This window comes from Lacticaseibacillus salsurivasis (assembly GCF_036246225.1).
GTDB lineage: Bacteria > Bacillota > Bacilli > Lactobacillales > Lactobacillaceae > Lacticaseibacillus > Lacticaseibacillus salsurivasis.
Window position 1 is genome coordinate 1 of the sequence record NZ_BTTP01000026.1, and the last position, 20226, is coordinate 20226.

15 protein-coding genes and 2 pseudogenes are annotated in these 20226 nt (G+C 57.5%); 4 read left to right on the plus strand and 13 right to left on the minus strand.

Translation table 11 applies throughout. The features are described 5' to 3' along the window. The coding region (locus AAA927_RS12170) for a hypothetical protein (RefSeq protein ID WP_338218076.1) at positions 1-206 on the minus strand (206 nt) is incomplete at its 3' end. A gap of 30 nt (positions 207-236) precedes the next feature. On the opposite strand from AAA927_RS12170, the pseudogene AAA927_RS12175 reads away from it, so the two are divergent. The 3 genes and pseudogenes from AAA927_RS12175 (at position 237) to AAA927_RS12185 (ending at position 2653) form a co-directional block, all read left to right on the plus strand. Next, positions 237-1234 (plus strand): annotated as a pseudogene (locus AAA927_RS12175) (IS30 family transposase). Positions 1235-1243: 9 nt separating this feature from the next. Further along, positions 1244-1522: pseudogene (locus tag AAA927_RS12945) on the plus strand (transposase); the annotation flags it as partial. A gap of 108 nt (positions 1523-1630) precedes the next feature. Further along, the gene (locus tag AAA927_RS12185; protein WP_338218077.1) at positions 1631-2653 is read left to right on the plus strand and encodes an IS30 family transposase; all 1023 of its coding nucleotides are present in this window, start codon (positions 1631-1633) and stop codon (positions 2651-2653) included. Positions 2654-2781: 128 nt separating this feature from the next. Here AAA927_RS12185 and AAA927_RS12190 read toward each other — a convergent pair whose 3' ends face one another. The 12 genes from AAA927_RS12190 to AAA927_RS12245 form a co-directional block, all read right to left on the minus strand. Further along, positions 2782-3735 carry a LacI family DNA-binding transcriptional regulator gene (locus AAA927_RS12190; protein ID WP_338218078.1) on the minus strand — a complete coding sequence of 318 codons (954 nt, stop codon included), beginning with the start codon at positions 3733-3735 and terminating at the stop codon, positions 2782-2784. Between the two features lie 56 nt (positions 3736-3791). After that, positions 3792-5210, minus strand: a complete 1419-nt coding sequence (locus AAA927_RS12195) for an IS5 family transposase (protein ID WP_338218079.1) — start codon at positions 5208-5210, stop codon at positions 3792-3794. 280 nt (positions 5211-5490) lie between these two features. Next, on the minus strand, positions 5491-6348 hold the full coding sequence (locus tag AAA927_RS12200) for a sugar ABC transporter permease (protein ID WP_338218080.1): 858 nt from the start codon (positions 6346-6348) through the stop codon (positions 5491-5493). A 2-nt stretch (positions 6349-6350) separates the two neighbouring features. Then, the gene (locus AAA927_RS12205) at positions 6351-7709 is read right to left on the minus strand and encodes a carbohydrate ABC transporter permease (RefSeq protein ID WP_125579386.1); all 1359 of its coding nucleotides are present in this window, start codon (positions 7707-7709) and stop codon (positions 6351-6353) included. Between the two features lie 56 nt (positions 7710-7765). Continuing rightward, positions 7766-8998, minus strand: a complete 1233-nt coding sequence (locus tag AAA927_RS12210; RefSeq protein WP_338218081.1) for an extracellular solute-binding protein — start codon at positions 8996-8998, stop codon at positions 7766-7768. A gap of 171 nt (positions 8999-9169) precedes the next feature. Further along, positions 9170-10777, minus strand: coding sequence for an alpha-glucosidase (locus AAA927_RS12215; RefSeq protein ID WP_338218082.1), 1608 nt, complete (start codon positions 10775-10777; stop codon positions 9170-9172). 12 nt (positions 10778-10789) lie between these two features. Next, positions 10790-11917, minus strand: a complete 1128-nt coding sequence (locus AAA927_RS12220) for an ABC transporter ATP-binding protein (RefSeq protein WP_125579383.1) — start codon at positions 11915-11917, stop codon at positions 10790-10792. Beyond that, complete coding sequence (pgmB, locus tag AAA927_RS12225) at positions 11910-12590, minus strand: beta-phosphoglucomutase (RefSeq protein ID WP_338218083.1); 681 nt, start codon at positions 12588-12590, stop codon at positions 11910-11912. Before pgmB ends, AAA927_RS12220 begins: the two co-directional genes overlap by 8 nt. Then, complete coding sequence (locus tag AAA927_RS12230; RefSeq protein WP_203633805.1) at positions 12583-14841, minus strand: glycoside hydrolase family 65 protein; 2259 nt, start codon at positions 14839-14841, stop codon at positions 12583-12585. Before AAA927_RS12230 ends, pgmB begins: the two co-directional genes overlap by 8 nt. Before the next feature lie 118 nt (positions 14842-14959). Next, positions 14960-16699: a glycoside hydrolase family 13 protein gene (locus tag AAA927_RS12235; protein ID WP_338218084.1), complete on the minus strand. Its 1740-nt coding sequence runs from the start codon at positions 16697-16699 to the stop codon at positions 14960-14962. A gap of 2 nt (positions 16700-16701) precedes the next feature. Then, positions 16702-18369, minus strand: coding sequence for an alpha-glucosidase (locus AAA927_RS12240; RefSeq protein ID WP_338218085.1), 1668 nt, complete (start codon positions 18367-18369; stop codon positions 16702-16704). Positions 18370-18858: 489 nt separating this feature from the next. Continuing rightward, the gene (locus AAA927_RS12245) at positions 18859-19878 is read right to left on the minus strand and encodes an IS30 family transposase (protein ID WP_338218086.1); all 1020 of its coding nucleotides are present in this window, start codon (positions 19876-19878) and stop codon (positions 18859-18861) included. Between AAA927_RS12245 and AAA927_RS12250 the strand changes: the two genes are divergently transcribed. Continuing rightward, on the plus strand, positions 19877-20226 hold a 350-nt coding region (locus AAA927_RS12250; RefSeq protein ID WP_338218087.1), incomplete at its 3' end, for a DDE-type integrase/transposase/recombinase. The two genes, AAA927_RS12245 and AAA927_RS12250, sit on opposite strands and share 2 nt — an antisense overlap.

Here is a 20226-nt window from a genome sequence, read left to right on the forward strand (position 1 = left end):
GATGTTAAGTGCTGACCTTTTTGGCGGTGTGTGCTATCCTGTTTCTGCATCAAGACAATATCCTCTTCCATTGTTTGTGTAGGAACTTCAATGATACAGGATATCTGTTCTTGATGTTTTTTATTGTCGACGGATTTACAATTCAAGTGCAACAAATTAGCAAAAAAGAAAGACTCACAGCCTGAGTCCTTGTAAGATGGAATCACCACAAGACCAACTACAAGGAGAACTCGGCTATGAGTCCGTACACACATCTTACCCTAAAAGACCGTGAATCGATACTGGTAGGCATCAGGAGTGGCAAAACTCTCGAGGTGATTGCTAAATTCATAGGTCGCTCCAAGAGCACAATCAGCCGCGAAATTTCTCGTAATGGCGGTCGGCAGAGTTACTCTGCCTCCGATGCGCAGGCACGATACGAACGTGCCCGGGTAGGTAGTCGCCGCCCAGCATTCTTACGCGACCAGAAGTTCGCGACTGCGTGGTTCGATACATCACTGAACTGCACTGGTCACCAGAACAGATTGCGGGCCGTTTGGCCTTTGAGAACAGTTCCATCCATATCAGTTACCCTACAATCTATCGCGGGATTTACCTGGATAATTTAGGTGTACCGCTGAAGAGCCGTCACGCTCGTGGACTCCCGCGGCTACTTCGGCATCGAGGCAAGACGCGCAAAGTCAAAGGTACCATCAATGAACGTCGTGGCCGGTTCAACGATGCCCCTTCAATTCACGATCGACCTGCTTCAGCTAAGAATCGTAGCTGGTTTGGCCATTGGGAAGGCGACACGGTGCGAGGTAAGACTGGGCACTCAGCGCTAGTGACGCTGGTTGATCGTAAGTCACGTTATCTGCTTTCGAAACGGACAGCCGACACGAAAGCTGACACCGTTAGAGATGTCATGATTGAGTTGCTTGGGGACTTGCCAGCTAATCGGGTTCGTACTGTCACACCTGACCGCGGAACTGAGTTTGCGCGGTACAAAGAGCTGGCAGAACGCCTGGATACGGAGGTCTTCTTTCCCGATCCACATGCGCCACAGCAGCGAGGAACTAATGAGAACACCAACGGTCTGATTCGAGAATACTTCCCAAAGAACACAGATCTAGACCTTCAGAGTGATCAGGAAATAGGGGCTTACATTGAACAACTGAATAACCGACCTCGCAAGGTCTTAGGCCGGAAGACACCATCAGAGGTCTTCCTAGGTAAAAAGTTGCACTTGAATTGACAATTCGTCACCATCACCAGAGGCCTAGGACGCTCAAAGAGTACAATCAGCCGCGAGATCTCCCGTAACGGCGGCTAGCGAAGCTACTCCGCCTCTGATGCGCAGGACCGATACCAACGGGCTCGGCTAGCTAGTAAACGTCCTCGTATTCTCGCTCAACCAGAAGTTCGTGAATGTGTAGTTCGATATATTACTGAGCTGCACTGGTCCCCAGAATAGATTGCCGGCCGGCTAAAACATGAAGGCTGCACGATCCACATCAGTTATCCGACAATCTATCGTGCCCTGGTTTAAAATCGAAGTGCAACACCTGATAAAGCAGACCAATTTGCACAAAAAGGTCATGAAGACCTATTCTTGTTAGCGTCCAAACCATACAAGAAAGCAGGAATCTTCATGACCCACTCTCAGAGTACCACCGCTCGCTCTTATCACCAACTCACTTCCGATGAACGAGGCAAAATTGAAGTGCTGTGCGCCCAGGGCAAAACTCTAAGTGTAATTGCTGGAGACCTGAACCGCAGTAAGAGCACGATTAGTCGTGAGTTAAAACGAGGTGTCGTTAATCAGATGGATTCACACCACCGAATCCATCCTGTGTATTTTGCAGACGCCGCTCAGTGCAAGCACGAAGAGGCCAGAGTCAATAGTCATGCCAAGGGATTGCTAGAGCGGTGTGACTATTTCTTTAAGGAGCTGGTCGAAGCGTTAAAGCAGCGTCCGCGCATTCACAGCGTTGATAGTTTTGTCCATGACTTTCAGATGCGCTTCCCACACCTGAAGTGTCCATCAACCCCAACGGTCTATCGGTACATTGACGCGGGTCTTCTCCCACTTACCAACTTAGACTTACCCGTCAAATTAAGGCGTCGCGTCAAACGACCGGGATTGCGCCACGCTCGAATGAATAAGCACAACCTTGGTGAGTCGATTGAGAATCGGCCAAAGGCCGTTGACGGCCGGCTAGGAGTCGGTCACTGGGAAGGTGATCTGGTCAAAGGAAAGCGAGTTGAAAGCGAACCAGCATTAATGACACTCACGGAGCGATACTCCCGAACCGAGATTATCGTCAAGCTACCTGACTATCACGCGGAAACCTGTCGCCGCGCCCTTCAAGCAACGATAGATGATTATGGTGCCAAGGAGTTCGACTCCATCACGTTTGACAACGGTTCAGAGTTCTCATCGTTAGCCAGCGTGACGGGAACGAAGATCTACTTTGCCCATCCATACTCGCCTTGGGAGCGCGGATCAAACGAGAATGCCAATGGCCTTTTGCGAGAGTACTTCCCTAAAGGCAAGTCATTTAAACGCGTGACCTTGGAGGAAATTCAGGCGGTCCAGTCAGCGTTGAATCACCGCCCAAGATGTTCACTAGGTTGGCTGCGACCATGTGATTACTACCCCAACATGGCATGACCTATACCGCTAACAAGAATCGGTTAAAAAGTGTTGCGCTTGATTTGACAATTGAGGCTATGAATTAGATTTGACATAGAGCCTAAAAACTGGCCCTACCATAGCGGTAAGGACAGTTGAAATCCGATCTACTTTCGCGTCGTGTCCCGAGCAATCAGCTCAGGATCGACCAGCAGCTCCCCCTGTGGGGCGCCGGACTGTGCCACCTTCTGCAGGAGCATGCAGGCCAGCAGTTCGCCGAGGCGCTGCACGGGCTGCTTCACCGTGGTCAGCTTGGGGTTGGACACCTGGTCCAGGAATACCCCGTCGAAGCCAATCACGCCAAAATCGCGGGGAATAGTGCCGCCGTTTTGCATGATGCCGCGCACCACGCCGATGGCCAGGCGGTCGCTGGCGCAGATGAAGCACGTGTCCCGGGCGAACTCGGCCCAGTGGGCGTTGATGAACTGCTGCGACTGGTGGCTGTGGTTACTCATGCGGTGGATCTGCGGCAGTTTCTTGTGCTGCTGCAGAGTGTTGATGTAGCCCGCTTCACGCGAATACTCGAAGGCCTCCTTGACGTCGATGCCGAGGAACACCAGCGACTGGTAGTTCTTCGCCAAGGCGTACTCGGTGGCCATCGCGGTACCGGCCTTGTTGTCGGTGTCGATGAAGTCGTAGCCGTTGTGGTTCTCGCCAAAAATCACCGTCGGCTTGGCCAACGCGTTGATCAGCGGCAGGTCGGCGGCCCGGGCGCCGGTGACGATGAAGCCATCGGCCGCGTTGCCCTTGCCAAGGCGTTCGCGTTCGGTGACCAGCTGCAGTGCGTAGCCGCACTTGTCGAGCCCCTTGGCGATGCCGAACAGCAGGCTCATGTAATAGGGCTCGGTGGTATTGTCCTCCAGGATGACGAGCTTGATCACGTTGGTGCGGTTGTTGGCCAGCGCCTTGGCCGCCGCGTTGGGCTGGTAATCCAGGGTGGCCATCGCCGCCTCCACCAGCTGGCGCAGCTCGGCAGTCACCTGCTCCGGGTGGTTAATGACACGCGAGACGGTCATTTTGGAGACATTCGCCTGCTTGGCCACATCCGATAAGGTCACCATTTCTTCATCCCCCGTTTCAGAAAAATTGGTCTACGTCTATCATAGTCAGTACTGAACTAGGCTGCTGACTTAGGCCGTTCAGTGATGACTTTATAGTTGATTTGATATGTTTTGCCGGATCTGTGGGTAATGACGGAAATTGGTATAGAAAAAATACCCAAAAGAAGCATGAGGTTAGCCAACACAATAGCTGAATCAACTTCGACCACCAGAGATTCAGCGGTTCTTGTGTTCACTAAATCAAGCCCAAGCGAGCCTTTCAAGAAGGCAAACTTGCGTTCAATCGCACCGCGTCTGTTCTCCGCATCAGTATCCAGCTTGCGCTGCTTGGCATCTACATGCTTCGGCCGGCGGCCCAGCTTAGGCCCACTCAGTTTGATGCCCAGCTCCTTGCACAATGCAATATTCGCTCGGGTTCGGTACAGGGTGTCAGCTAGTACCTCATCGGGATACTGCCCCAGTGTATCCCAACAATGATCGAGGGTTGCGGCCAGATCAGTGCTTTCATTGAAGCTCTCGAAGTCAAAACGCTCAACGTCAATAACTCCGTCTAAAATTGAGCAGTCAATCTTGGCACCGAACTCAACGCGTGCCTTAGCTTTACCGCGAACAATCGGGTGAATGTACGGTTGGCTGATACTGACAATCCGGTCAGGAACGCTATGAGTCTTGTTGTCGTACATGTACTTTTGCTGATCGTAGACCTTACGGACAACTGCGATCCGGTTGATTTGCCATTCTGTCAGATGTGCTTCTCCGCCTTGGCTCAACAGTTCATCCACGTAGCGCAGGTCTCGCCGAATGTACTGCAGCTGGGCTTTAATCTGCTTGCGCCGGGCCTTGGCCTGACGGCCAGGGTGGCGTGAATATTCAGTCCATGTTGCCTTAGCCAAACGCTTATAAGTCCGCGGGATTGCAACTTGTAGCCCTTGCGCCATCTTAAACACCATCTCTTCAAGGTTCAGCCGAGCTTTGTTTAGTAAGGAGGCATCTTGAGGAAACTGAATCTTGATCGGCACGGCGGTGGCATCAGTAATTAGCACGTGAGCTCCGGGCACAATCGCTTCTAGCTTCTCACGGACTTCATCAGTGATGATGTTGCGAATCAAGTCGGAGATCTTAGAGGCTCGACGGCGGAAGTAGGTCAAAGTTGAGGCATTGAAAGGAATCTTGGCCTCGTAACGTGTTCTTCCCATGAAGTACTGAAACGCTGGCGTGTCGCGAATGGCCTCCACCAGCTTCGCGTCTGATAAATGTGTCCGCTGTTTGATCAGCTCGGCACCGTACAACTCGCGAAATGGTTTTGCAGCACGTCCGGCACTCTTATTAAAGACAGATTGGTATGCTTCATCCAGCTTCTGCCATGGAATGAGCGAGGCTAACTTCACCCACTCGTTATCAGGGCTGAGTGATGTGCCCAGGCCGCAATCAAACGATTCGAAAGATAGTTGAACGTCAGTATGCCGATAAACCATGGATAAATCCTCCGTTACGAGATGACAAGTGCAAGGGAAACTGCCAAAAACAGGAAATTCCTCTGCATTCATTATACGACAGTAACGGAACGGTTCCCATGAAAACCAGGCACTTACAAATATTCAGTATCCACTATCATAAAGCATTCCGCGGTATTCGACGAGTCAGATCACACTTTTTTCGTCTAGGCCGCCAAAAAGGACTCGCGTGCGCGAGCCCTTTTCAGGAAAAAGAGAGTCTGCTTCCGGGTCGCCCCAAGCCACCCGGAGGCCGTGGGGATTAGCCCTTGTCCGCGCCAGCGGTGATGCCGTTGACGTAGAACTTCTGCATGATAATGAACAAGATGGTGATGGGAACGGCAATCACGACACACCCGGCGATGAACCAGGTGAAGTAGGTGGTCGACGTGCCCTTCGTCGCGTGTACCATGTTGTACAGCCCGTACGCGATGGTATAGGTCTTCGCGTTCCCCGAGGACGAGAGGATGATCCCGGAGAAGATGAAGTCGGTCCAAGGCGCGATGAAGGCGGTCAGTGCAGTGTACACAATGATTGGCTTAGACATCGGCAGCCCGATGTGCAGGAACACCTGCCAGCGCGAGGCGCCGTCGATTTCCGCCGCCTCGTCGATCGAACGCGGAATGGTGTCGAAGAAGCCCTTCGCGATGTAGAAGCCCAGACCCGCACCGCCGACGTACACGAGAATCAACCCGACGAGGTTCAGCATATTGAAGCTCTTCAGGATGTAGTACAGCGCAATCATCGACATGAACCCCGGGAACATCCCCAGCACCAGCGCAATCTGGAGGTACGGCTTGCGGAAACGGAAGCGCAGCCGCGACAGCGCGTAGGCCACCGAGATGGTGACGAAGGTCGACAGCACCATTGACACTAGGGAGACGAACAAGGTGTTGCGGATCCAGTACACGAACGGGAACTGGGTGCTGGTGAAAATGCCGGTGTAGTTGCTCAGCGTGAACTGCTTGGGCCAAATTGTGGAGACGAATCCGGTGTCGTTGTACGAGAAGCTGGCCAGAACGATCCACACGATGGGAAACAGCCACAGCGCGGCAAGCAGTGCCAGCAGCACGTAACGGGCGATCAGTGACGCGCGGCGTTGTGCATGATATGAAGTCATGATCATCCCTCCTTAAAGGCGTTCGTCCGTCGGTAGGCCAGCAGCGACACCGTGGCACTGATGATGAAGATCAAGATGCCGAGCACCGCAGACGCGTTGTAGCGCTGCGTCTGGCCGAAGACCAAGTTGTACAGCCAGGTCACCAGCAGGTCGGTGTCCCCCGCGCCATTGTAGTTGTTGTTCATTGGGTAGCCGCCGGTCAACAGGAAGATGACGTTGAAGTTGTTGATGTTGCCGATGAACTGCTGGATCAAGGCCGGCGCCATCACGAACAGAATCTGCGGGAAGGTGATGTGACGGAACACCTGGAACGGGTTGGCCCCGTCCATGCGCGCCGCTTCGATCTGGTCCTGCGGCAGGTTCTGAATGATTGCCGTGGAAGTCAGCATCGACACCGGAATCCCTATCCACATGTTGACCACGATGACCGTGATTCGCGCCACGGTGGCGTTTGCCGAGGCCCCGATGAAGTTGATGGGATGGCTGATCCACCCCCAGTTCATCAGCAGCGTGTTCAGCGGGCCTTGCAGGTCCAGGAACTGCGCCATCATCAGCAGGGATACGAACTGCGGCACCGCGTACACAATCACGAACAGCGTGCGCCAGAGGCCCTTGTGGGTGATGCCCTTGGATTCAATCAGCATGGCCAAAAGGACGCCGAAGAAGAAGGTGGTCACCGTCGCACAGACGGCCCAGACCAGGGTCCAGCCGAGCACCGGGAAGAAGGTGCCGGCCAAATCGCCGGTCAATACGTTGCCAAACGCCTTGAAACCGGTCCAGGAGAAGCCGATTGGGTGCTTAGAATCATAATTTGTGAACGCCATCGAGATCATGTACAGGGTCGGCAGCACAGTGAAGGCCATCACTCCGATGATTGGAATCACCATCAAAGTGAGGTGGAGCCGGCTGTCGAGCAGTGAACGCAGCTGCTCGCGGTTGGTGGCAACGTGCTCGCCGTCCCGCACCTGCACGTACAGCGTGCGCAAGGACCGCAGGCTGGCAATGTACAGGCCGATCATGGCCAGCACGAGGATCACCGCCAGCACGCCGAACAGCAAGATCACAACGGAGTTATCCGGCAGCTTGGTCAGGTACACGCCTTGCGCGTTGTCGAAGACGACTCGCTTGGTTTTGTTGGCCCCCAAGTTGCTCAGCATGCCCAGGGCCGAGACCCCGCTGAAGCTCAGCCAGCCAATGAAGGCCAGCTCGAGCCCCAGCAGCGAAATACCCTGCGCCCACTGCCGCCGCTTCAGCTGGGCCAGGCCCATGAAGAAGAACGATAGCTTGAAGCTGAGATCACCTTTTTGCCAAACTTCCTTGTACGTGGCTGCAGGAGGTAAATTACTTTTCTTTTTAAACATAATTGCTCCTTCCTGAACCGGCTAACGAGTCGACCCTTAGCCGCTCGGGGTCAGCCTTAGTTCTTCTTCGAAATGGCTGCCGCAAAGGTGTCCAGCTTGGCAGCGTAGTCAGCCGCCTTGATGGAGCCAGTATAAGCACCGTTGATCAGTGGTGCGGACAGGTTCCAGAAGGTGGCCATCTGAGGCATCATTGGCATCAGCGTGGAGTAACCCGGCTTGCCCATGGTCATCACCGCTTGGGCAACTGGATCGCTGGCCACGGCGTCGCTCTTCTGGGCGGCCTTGTCGACCGGAATCTGGCCGGATTCGTTGTAGACAATCAGCTGGGACTGTTTGTTGGTGATAAATTCAGCCAGCGTTGCGGCCGCCTTCTGGTTCTTGGTGGCCGTGTGGGAGTTCACGGCAAAGGCTTCGATGCCTTGGAAGGCCTGGAGCTGCACTTTCTTGCCGTTGATCGTCACAGTTGGGTACGGGGCAACGGCGAAGTCGTCGCCGAGAATCTTCTTGATGTTCGCTGCATTCCACGGACCGTCCAGGGTTGCCGCGGCGTTGCCGGACTTCAGCTGGTTCAAAGCGTTAGAGGTTTGCATCACGTTCTTGTTTTGCTTCTGCTGAGCCAGCCAGGTCATTGCGGCGACCCCGGCGGCGCTGTTGACGTTGGTGCCGGTCAGGGTTTCGCCGTCCTTGCCGTACAGGTAGGTGCCGGCGCTGAGGAAGACAGGATAGAAGTTGTACGCGTTGGTGAAGTCGGTGGCCAGCACGCCCTTGCTGGTCAAGGTGTCCCAGTCCTTGACGTCTTCGGCGGACAGCTTGGACTTGTTGTAGTACACCGTCTGAGCTTGTTCAGCAAACGGGAAGGCGTAGAGCTTGTTCTTCCAGGTCACGCCTTTGACGGACATGGCCACGTTGTTGGCCTTGACCTTCTTGGTTGCGGCTGGTGACAACGGGTTGATGTAGCCCTGATCGGCCATCGACCCCAGCTGATCGTTTGGCACTTCGAAGACGTCTGCCGCCTTGGCCGGGTCCTTGCCGACATCGGTCTTCGCGTTGGCGGAGCCGTTCGGGCTTTGGGTGACCTTGACCGTCACGTCTGGGTACTTCTTGTTAAAGTTCTTCACGATTTTCTTGTAGTACGGCACCTGGGTGGTATCGACCCAGAGCTTCACGGTGCCGGTAACCTTGTTGCTGTCGGTGCTGGAAGAACTGGAGCTGGAGCTGCCACATGCGGCAAGAACGGTTGCAGATAGCAAAGCGGTGCTCCCCAAAGCGATCTTTTGCCATAATTTCATGATGAGATTCCTCCTAATGGAATAATAAAAGCTGCGAAGTGGGGCGTTCGTAGCCCGACGATTAGCGGCGCCCAGGACATTACTGCCGCATTTTGGTAGTGAGGTCCTGGGCAAAGCCAAGCGTGCAGGCGGCGCCCCGCATGGTGCGTCAATAATACCGGTAATCCAGATTCAATCGATAACCGCTGCGAAGGCCTGGTACGGCGCAAGCGTTTCACCGGTCAGGCCAGGCAGGTTGGTGATTAAGACCCGCTTGAGCGCCGCCGGCAGGTGGAACGGCTGACGCGTCGCGGTGAGGTTGGCCACGACCAGCCAGCGTGCGGTGCCCAGCGTGCGGTAGTAGGCCATCACGCCAGGGGCCGTGGCCAGCAGGGTGAAGGCCCCGTGCACCACAATGTCGTGTTCGTGGCGCAGCGCAATCAGCTGCTGGTAGGTGTAAAACACAGACTCCGGCGCTGCCAGCGCCGCCTCGACGTTCAGTGTCTTGTAGTTGGGGTTGATCCCCAGCCACGGTGTGCCGGTGGTGAAGCCGGCGTTCGCGCTGGCGTCCCACTGCAGCGGCCGGCGCGCGTTGTCGCGGCCCTTGACGTTGATGGCGTGAAGCAAGGTGGCGCGCGGCACCCCTTGCGCCAGCCGCGCCTCGTACATGTTGCGGCTTTCCAGATCGTTGACCTCGACGATATCGGCGACCGGGGTATTGGTCATGCCGATTTCCTCGCCTTGGTAGATGTACGGAGTGCCGCGCAGCAGGTGAAGCAGGATGGCGAACATCTTGGCCGAGCGCTCCCGGTAGCGGCCATCGTCGCCCCAGCGGGACACGATGCGCGGCAGGTCGTGGTTGTTCCAAAACAGGCTGTTCCAGCCGTGCGCATAGTCGAGCTGGGTCTGCCACTTCGCCAGTACCTGCTTGAGTGCCGCCGGGTCGAAGGCCTTAAGGTCCCATTTTTCCTTGCCGGGCTGCTGGTCGAGCTGCATGGCCTCGAACTGGAACACCATCGAGAGCTCGTGGTGCCGCGGATCAGCGTACTGCTGGGCGATGGCCGGCGTGGCCCCCCAGGTCTCGCCGACGGTCATTAAGTCAGTGCCGCCGAACGTGGCTTGGTTCATTTCGCGTAAGTAAGGGTGGAGCTGCGGGCCGTTTTCACGGATCTCACGGTCCGGATTCTTGCCAATCAGGTCGATGACGTCCATGCGGAACCCGCCGATGCCCTTCTCGATCCAGAAGTTCATCATCCGGTAAATCGCCTGGCGGACCGCCGGGTTAGCCCAGTTGAGGTCCGGCTGGCCCTTCCCGAACAGGTGCAGGTAGTACTGACCGGTCGGCGCGTCGTACTGCCAGGCCGACCCGCCGAAGGTCGAGGTCATGGCGTTAGGCACCTGCCCGTCCTTCGGGTCGCGCCAGAGGTAAAAATCGCGGTGCGGCGCGTCTCGGCTGCGACGGGCCTCAACGAACCAGCGGTGGGCCGAGGAGGTGTGGTTGACGACCAGGTCCATGATGATGCGGATGCCGCGCTGCTTGGCGGCGGCGATCAAGGCGTCCATGTCGGCCATCGTCCCGAACTGGGGATCGATGGCCTCGTAGTCCGCGATGTCGTAGCCGTTGTCCTCGCCGGGCGACACGTACACTGGGCTCAGCCAAAGGGCATCGACGCCCAGCCGCTTGAGGTAATCAAGGCGACTGGTAATCCCCGGCAAATCGCCGATGCCATCCCCGTTGCTGTCCTGAAAACTCTTCGGGTAGATCTGGTAAATGACGGCTTGCTGCCACCATGGGGTCATGCCTTCACCTCCTCAGCCTTCCAGCGGTATCGGCTTGGCCACGATTGCCATTGTCGTGTCCTTGTCGAAGAAGTGCGCCTTGTTGACGTCGAAGCCCATTTTCACGTGGTCCCCAGGGTTGTGGAAGTCGCGCGCGTTGACGTTGGCAACGTACTCGGTGTCATCCGCCTTCAGGTAAAGCTGCTCGGTGGCGCCCAGGAGCTCGGACACCGACACGGTTGAACTGATCACCGCGTCCGGCCAGGTCTCCAGGAAGGCCTCCTCCGAATGGATGTCCTCCGGCCGGATGCCGAACACGACTTCCTTGCCGTTGTAGCCCTGATCGTCCAAAATCTTCGCCCGGCCTTCTGGCACCTTGAGGCGAATGCTTTGGCCATCGCTGACGAAGCCGTCTTGGTACGTCATGTTGAAGAAGTTCATCGCCGGCGACCCGATGAACCCGGCCACGAACTGGTTCCGCGGGTTCTGGTAAACCTCGGCCGGCGTGCCGATTTGCTGCACGTGGCCCACGGACATGACGACAACCCGGTCGGCCATGGTCATGGCCTCGGTTTGGTCGTGGGTCACGTAAATCGTGGTGGTGTTCAGGCGCTGGTGAAGCTTGGCGATTTCCGCCCGCATGGACACCCGCAACTTCGCGTCCAGGTTCGACAGGGGCTCATCCATCAGGAAGATTGGAGCATCGCGGACAATGGCCCGCCCCAAAGCGACCCGCTGCCGCTGGCCCCCGGACAAGGCGGCCGGCTTCCGGTCGAGAAACGGCTTCAGGCCGAGGATCTCCGCCGCGTTTTGCACGCGTTCGTCGATGTCCTCCTTCTTGTAGTGCCGTAGCTTCAGGCCGAACGCCATGTTGTCGTACACTGACATGTGCGGGTACAAGGCGTAGTTCTGAAACACCATGGCGATGTTGCGGTCCTTGGGGGCCACGTCGTTCATCACCTTATCGTCGATTTTCAGCTCGCCTTTGGTAATGTCCTCCAGCCCCGCAATCATACGCAGCGTGGTGGACTTCCCGCAGCCCGAGGGGCCGACGAACACGATGAACTCCTTATCCTTGATGTGAAGGTCGAAGTCCACCACCGAGTAATCCTCGCCGTCGTCGTACTTCTTGTAGAGGTGGTCCAAGTCGATTTCAACCATTAGTCTCCCCACTTTCTTTGGCGAACGCCGCTTGCAACTGGCTCAGCTGCAGGGCCGCCGTGTCTTTCACTAGGTAATCCGCTGCGGCCAGAAGCCGGGCATCCCCGATGCCAACCGCGAACTGACCGGCCGCTTTGATGGCGGCGACCCCGGCCGAGGCATCCTCGAAGCCAATCACCTCGGCGGCCTGGAGCCCCAGCAGCGCTTGCGCCTGCTGGTAGATCTCCGGGTCGGGCTTGCCGCGGTGCAGGGTCGCCGGATCGACGATGGCGTCGAAACTGGCGGCCAGGCCCAGGTGGTCAAGAATCGTCGGGGCGTTTCGCGAGGCCGAGGCGATGGCCATTTTCAGGCCGGCCGCCTGCGCGTCCTTCAGCAGTTGCGGAATGCCCGGCAGGATGTCCGCCGGCGTCATCGTCTGAATCAGCTGCAGGTAAACCGCGTTCTTCTGGTCGGTCAGCGCTGTTTTCTCCGCCGCACTGAACCGGTCTTCCTGGCCACCAGCCGCCAAAATCAGGTTCAGCGAGTCCAGCCGCGAGCGGCCGCGCAGGCCTTCGCGCTCAGCTGGCGTCAGGGTGATGCCCAGCTGGGTGGCCAACTGACTCCAGGCCTGCAAGTGGAACTTGGCCGAGTCGGTCAAGACCCCGTCGAGGTCGAATAGTAATCCTTTAAGCATGCGCGCTCACCTCCAAATGCTGCGGCTGGCCGGCAACCATGACGGTCAGCGGCGGGCCGGCCAGCAGGGTCACTGCAACGGTTTTCCCCACCGCGACCTGGATCACCCGGCCGCGGTAGTTGATGCGGAACTGGTAACCCTGCCACTGCTTCGGCAGGAACGGATCGAACCGCAGCTGATCGTGGTCGTAGCGCATGCCGGCGAAGCCCTGCACGATAGCCAGCCAGCCGCCGGTCATCGAGGTGATGTGCAGACCGTCTGCCGTATCGTTGTTGTAGTTGTCCAGGTCCAGACGAGCCGTGCGCTGGTACAGCTCAACGGCCTTGTCCTGCTTGCCAAGTTCGGCGGCCAGCACCGCATGAATCGAGGCGCTCAGCGAGCTTTCGTGCACCGTCAGCGGCTCGTAGAAGTCAAAATTGCGTTCCTTCTGCTCGCGGGTAAAGCGGTCGTTCAGGAAGTACAGGCCCTGAAGCACATCCGCCTGCTTGATGAACGGTGACCGCAGGATGCGGTCCCAGGACCAGTGCTGGTTGATTGGCCGCTGATCGGCTGGAATCGAGCTTGCCGGCCGCAGGTCCTTATCCAGGAAGGTGTCGTGCTGGACGAAAATGCCCAGCTTCTTGTCCTCCGGATAGTACATGCGGTCGATAATGTCCTGCCATTGTTGCTGCTCGGCGGCGCTCACGGCCAGCCTGGCCTGAATGGCGGCATCGGCCTTGGGCAGCCGGGCCAGGGTGTACTCCAGGCACCACGCGGCCATTGTGTTGGTGTACCAGTTGTTGTTGACGTTGTTTTCGTACTCGTTCGGCCCGGTGACCCCGTGGATCATGTACTTGCCGGCGCGCTTGGAGAAGTGGACCCGGTCCGCCCAGAAGCGGCTGATGCCCACCAGCACCTCCATGCCGTCGTGGTTGACGTAGCTTTCATCGCCGGTGTAGGCCGTGTACTGGTAAATCGCAAAAGCGACCGCCGCGTTGCGGTGCAGTTCCTCGAAGGTGATTTCCCATTCATTGTGGCACTCGATGCCATTGAAGGTCACCATCGGGAACAAGGCGCCTTTGAGCCCCTGCTGCTGGGCGTTGTGGTAGGCGCCGGGCAGCTGGTCGTGCCGGTACTGCAGCAGCGCCCGGGTCACGGCCGGCGGGGTGGCGGCGACGTACATCGGCACCACGTAGGCCTCGGTATCCCAGTAGGTCGCGCCGCCGTACTTCTCACCGGTGAAGCCCTTCGGCCCCACGTTGAGCCGCTTATCGTCGCCGTAATAGGTCATGAACAGCTGGGCGAGGTTGAAGCGGATCCCCTGCTGGGCCGCGTCGTCGCCTTCAATCACAACGTCGCTTTGGGCCCAGCGCTTGGCCCACAAGGCGGTGTGCGCCGTCAGCTGGGCCGCGAAGCTTTGGCCCTGAAGCTGTGTCATCAGCCCCGCGGCCGCTTCGGCCTGGGCCTCAGGGGCGATGTCGCGGCTCGTGACCACGATGACGTCCTTTTCCAGCTGGACCGGCACGTTTGGCGCCAGCGGAAGCGTGACCGTGCTGGTCAGCTGGCCGGTGCTGGTGGTCACGGTGCCGGGTAAAAGGGTTGCCCCTTGGCGCAGGCTTTGCTTGAGCAGCACCGTGAACTGCGGGACCCCGAACGGGTTGGGCTTGGTCTGCAGCTGGATGGTGCCTGCCGCGGCGTTTTCCCCCTGCGGTGCCCAGAAGCGCTCGTCGTAGTTGCTGTCCTCGTTCGTGACGTTGCCGTCGAGCTGGGCGGCCACCGTCAGCTCGGCCGGTCCGGCCAAGCTTTCGGCAGTGAGCTGCACCAGCGCCGCCTCCTTAATCACGTTGCTGAGGAAGCGTTTGAAGGTGAAGCGCACCGTGGCCTTTTTGCCCTCAAATACGAAGCTGCGGGTCAGCAGGCCCTGGTGCAGGTCAAGCGTGAGGGTGAAATCGCGGTAGGCGCTGGTGGCCAGATCGACGCGCTCACCGTTCACGGTGAGCGCCATGCCGATGAAGCTCGGCGCGTTGATCGCCTTGCCGAAGTAATCCGGGTAGCCGTTTTTCCACCAGCCGACGACAGTTTTATCTGGGAACCAGACGCCACCGAGATACGTGCCTTGCAGGTGATCACCGCTGTAACCTTCTTCGAAGTTACCGCGCAGGCCCATGTAGCCGTTGCCAATGGCGGTCATGCTTTCCTGCAGGCGTTTCTCGTTGGGGTTTAATTGGTGGCTTTGCACCAGCCACGGGTCGATTTCAAATATCCGTTTCATCTTGCATCCTTCACTTTCGGGAGGTGAATTGCGCCACCTGAACTTTTCTATACTTTTGATTATGATAAGCTGAAACCGCTTTTAAAAGGTTAAATTGCCTGTTACCGCTATCATAATCTTACTGAACCATAACAGCGAATCCGGTTGGCGCCAGCTGCTGGTCGGCGTAACCCTGTGCCAGTACTGGGCTGGCGATCAGTGCTACCGGCTGCTTGGTGGTGTTAAAATACGCCGTCACGGTGTGCGCACCGGTGCGGGTCACCTTAAGCAGCCCGGCCGCATTCACGCTCAACACCGTGGTGCCGGTGCCAAGCGTTGCCGCCTGGGCGCGGCGGAAGGTCACCAGGGCCTGCACACGCTGCCAAATCGGGCCCTTCAGCTGGGCCCAGTCCATTGGCCGCCGGCAGTCGGGATCGTTTTCGCCGGCCATGCCCATTTCCGTGCCGTAGTACAGGCACGGCATGCCGGTTTGCAGGAAGGTGAAGGCCAGGGCCTGCAGGGCCAGGTTCTCATCGCCGCCGGCCACCGTCAGCAGCCGCGCGGTATCATGCGAGTCCAGCATGTTCAGCATCGCTTGGTCGGTTTGGTCGCGGTACAGCATCAGCTGATCCGTTAGCGCCGCCGTCAGCTCAGGAGCGCTCAGCTTGCCGGTCAGGAAGTGGGCCTCAATCTGTTCGGTAAACGCGTAGTTCATGACACCGTCGAACTCATCACCGTTAAGCCACGGCTGGCTGGAGTGCCAGACCTCGCCCAGCACGAAGAAATCGGGCTTGATCGCTTTGGTTGCCTGGTTGAACCGTTTCCAGAAGTGATGGTCCACCTCGTTGGCCACATCCAGCCGCCACGCGTCGATGTCGAACTGCTTGATCCAGTACGTCGCCACCTCAAGCAGGTAGTCCTGCACCGCCGGGTTGCTGGTGTCGAGCTTCGGCATGTGCGGTTCGAAGGCGAAGGTGTCGTACTTCGGCACGCCGCCCTGTTCCGGCGCGGCGAAGGGCTCCACCGGAAAGCGGTTGATGTGGAACCAGGAGGCGAAGCGCGACTGCGCACCGAACTTCAGCACGTCTTGCCACTGCATGCTGCGGCTGCCCATGTGGTTGAACACGGCATCCAGCATCACCCGCATGCCGCGCCGGTGGGCCTGGTTAACCAGCTCGGCGAACAAGGCCTTGTCGCCAAACGCCGGGTCAATGTTGAAGTAGTCGATGGTGTCGTACTTGTGGTTCGACATCGCGGTGAACACCGGGCAGAAATACAGCCCGTTCACGCCAAGCGCCTGCAGGTCGGCCAGGTGATCCAGCACCCCTTGCAGGTCGCCGCCGTAGTAATCCTCGCGGCCCGGGTGATCCGCCGGCCGCCAGGGCTTGGTACCCTTGGGGTCATTCGTCTGGTCCCCGTTAGCGAAGCGCTCTGGGAAGATCTGGTACCACACGGTTTCCTTGACCCAAGCCGGCGTCTGCACCGTGTCAATCGCGTGGAAGTACGGCACTCGGAACAGATTGGCCCGGCGGTTGGCGGCGCTGTCGGCGCGCAGACCGCGGTCGCCGAGCAGGATGGTGCTGCCGTCCTGGCCGGTCACCAGGAACTGGTACTGCAGCCGGTGGTACGGCGCGGTCAGGCTGATGGTCCAGTAGTCGCTGGTTTGGCCGGTGCCGGTTTTGGTCATCGCCGCCTCTTGGTAGGCGAATTCCGGCTCCCCGGTGGCCGCATTCGGCGCCGTGACATACGGATCCCCGTACAGCACGGTGACTGCCTGCACGTCGGCCTTGGCCGTGTGGAGCCGCAGCCGCAGCTCATCTGGGGTGTACAAAAAACAATCTTCGCTTTCTGGGCGGTGCCGTAATGCTGCAAGTTGCATGGTTATCGAGTTCCCCTTTCGTTTAACACCACGCCGGCATTCGCGCCAAGCGTGAGCGTTTGACCTTCAAGTTGGTAATCGCCGGCGGCCAGCGCCACCGTCGTCAGGCCTTCAGGTACGGTGAAGGTGGCGCCTTGCTCATCCAAGACCACCGCCACCAGGGCCCGCTGGCTGGCCAGCGTGCGTTCGTACACGTACAGATTGGGCGCCGTGGTCAACAGCCGGTAATGGCCGGCCTGAAACAGCGGCTGCTTTTTCAGTACAATCAGCGCCTGGTAGAAGTGCAGCATGCTGGTTTCATCGGCCTGCTGCCCGGCCACGCTGGTCGCGTCCTCGCTGCGTCCAACCAACCATGGCAGGTGACTGGAAAAGCCTTGGTGTGGCCCGGCCGTCCATGGCATCGGCCCCCGCGCCGGCAGTTTGTGCGTCGCTGACACCATGGCCAGCGCCGCGGTGCGGGACTGCCCGGTGGCCTCGACCGCAGCTACGAACGGCGCCACCGTGCGATCCGCGAACTGATCAACGTGGTCGAACTGCAGGTTGTGCAGTCCGAGCTCCTCGCCGTAGTAGATCACCGGCAGGCCACGCTGCAGGTACATCAGCATGGCCAGACTGCGCGCTTGGGTGGTGGTTTTGGCCACCCGCGTCGCCAGCCGGGCCATGTCGTGGTTGCCCCAGTACAGCGTCGGCATCGACACTCCGGCGAGGGTCTGCTGCCACACCGCCTGGGTTTGCTTGAACGCCGTGAAGTTCAGTGGCCGCGGCTGGTACTGCGCTGGCAGCCGCGGATCCAGGTTGCTTTCGTCCTCAGTGAAGTAGCGGAACGTGATCACACTGTCCATCAGGTGCCGGCTGGGCGCGGTGTAATCCGCCGCCAGGTTGACATTGGCCGACGCTGCCTCGCCAAGCAGGAAAGCGTCGGGGTAGTCGGTTTTGATGCGGTCGCAGAACGGCCGCAGCCATTCCTGCGCCTTTGGTAGGTTAGCGAAAAACGGCTCCGCCACCACCGGCGCCTGCTGCCCCGGGGCAAGGGGATAATCCTGCCCCAGCTCGGCCTTAGCAATGTGGATGAAGGCATCCAGCCGCAGCCCATCGATACCCTTGCCCAGCCAGAACATGGCAACATCCCCCATTGCCCGCCGCACCTCGGGATTGGCCCAGTTCAGATCCGGCATCCGCCGGTCGAACAGGTGAAAATACGACTGCCCGGTACCCGCTGGATCCGGCGACCACACTGACCCGCCGAAGAAGCTGCCCCAGTTGTTCGGCACCTGCCCGTCATGCCCGGAGAAAATGTAATAGTCGCGGTACAGACTGTTTTTGGCGTGAATGGCGTCTTGGAACCATGGGTGCTGATCCGAGGTGTGGTTTAGCACAAAGTCCATGATCAGACGGATGCCGGCCGCGTGCAGCGCCGCAATCAGCGCCTCCAGGTCGGCCATCGTACCCATGGTTTCGTCCACGGCGAAGTAATTGGCCACATCGTAGCCATTATCCACCTGTGGAGAGATGAAAATCGGGTTCAGCCACACCGTGTTGATGCCGAGAGCTTGCAGGTACGGGATCCGTTGCCGGATCCCGTTCAGGTCCCCGATGCCGTCGCCGTTGCTGTCTTGAAACGATTTTGGATAGATTTGGTAAATAATTGCGTGTTCATACCAAGCGCCCATAACCACCCTTCCTTTCTCCTCCAACCTTATGAAAAAAGGCCGGCCACGACAAGCGCACAGGAGTTGTTACCGCTATCAAAAGCTTGGGGGGCGTTGGGTGGATGATTGCGGCCGCGGTGCGGGCGGGCTGGCCTCCGGTTCGGCGTGGGGTTGGGCTGTGCGGCTGGTCTCCGCCTCCTGGGCTCCGACCTAGAGGCCCTTATGCTGTAATTACGGACAAAAATAGTTTGTGCGATAATTGACAGATGAGGAATGTTTTATGACCAATACAGCTATTCGCTACACCCCCGAATTTAAGCAAACCTTGATTGATCTTCATGAAAAAGGACACTCATTCAAAGAACGGTTCTGGTGCAAAGTTTACTCAGGGAGAGTGCATCCTGTATCATGAATTGAAACTGGAGGTTTTCAGATGACTGATCATTTTCCCCGATTGTCAACTCAAGTGCAACACTAGATGATCAATTCAAATAATTGGTCTAGGTGATGCTATAGATCTGGCATCAGTTCTGCTGCACAGTGGTAATCCAAGGACCGTCTTGGACGCTGGTTGAGTGCGTCTTGGAAGCTTTGGATATCTGTGATGTCGTAGTCATGCAAAGATCGTCCTTTGGGTATGAACTCCCTAATCAAGCTATTAGCACGTTCGTTGGTCCCACGCTCCCAGGGCGAGTATGGGTGAGCATAGAAAACGGAGGTACCCGTGACTTCAGAGAGCTTTGAGAACTCACTGCCGTTGTCAAAGGTGACCGTCTTGAAGTGCTCAGCGCCATAGTCATCAAGAATCGATTGAAGGCCCTGTAAGCAGGTCTCGGCGTGGTAGTTTGGCAGCTTAAGGATGATCTCAAAGCGGGTGACACGTTCCGTCATTGTCATCAGTGGTGGTTCGTCCTCAACGCGAGTGCCTTTGACCAGATCACCCTCCCAATGGCCAATAATATGACGGTCCTGGACCTCCTCTGGTCGTTCTTCAATGGACTGACCATAGACCCGCTTATTCGTTCGTGAGTGCTTGTGAGCATCGCTCTTGATTCGACGCCGCGGCTTCATTGGCAGATCGCCGTTGCGTACTGCTAGGAGACCCTTATCGATATCGCGGTAAACCGTCGGCGTGGAAGGACATAACTCGTCTGGATGATCGAGCCGATACGCGTGAACGAAGCTATCAACGCTATGTATCCGAGGCCGCTGGCGAAGTACGACGACTAGCTGTTCATAGAAGTCAGGGCACTGTTCAAAGCGCGTTTGTGGGCGGCAGTGAGCACGGTGATTGGCATACACAGCAGCCCCAGTTTCGGCAAAGTAGCGTTGGAAGTGTTCACCACGACCACGAATCTGATCAGTGGTTCCGCGTCTGATTTCACGGCTCACCGTAGACTTACTGCGATGAAGTACTTCAGCGATGGCAGTAATGGTGTTCCCGGTGACATAGAGGGCCTCAATCTGGCCACGTTCAATAAGCGATAGTTGTCGGTAGTGGCGAGGCATGGTAGGCTGAGTTTGGGTCATGACGATTCCTTTCTTACTTGCTTGGTCGCTTATAAGAATAGGTCATCATGGCCTTTTTGGTCTAGTCAATTCGAGACTGGCTAGGTGTTGCACTTCAAGTTTAAATCAGGGGACTGATCATTTTAAAGGACGGCAATTCAATCAATCAGTGATTACTTTTGCCGTAGGCTACTACTTGCGTTACAACATCAGTTATCGAGATCTAGTTGAAATGATGCGCGACCGTGCCATTGATGATCAAGGTCTTACGCTTGATTTTCAACTGCGCAAGAAGCGTGACTTTAACTCGGCCTATCATTTTCTCAAACGCCTTTTAAAGACCTATGGTCTTCCACATCGATTAGTGAC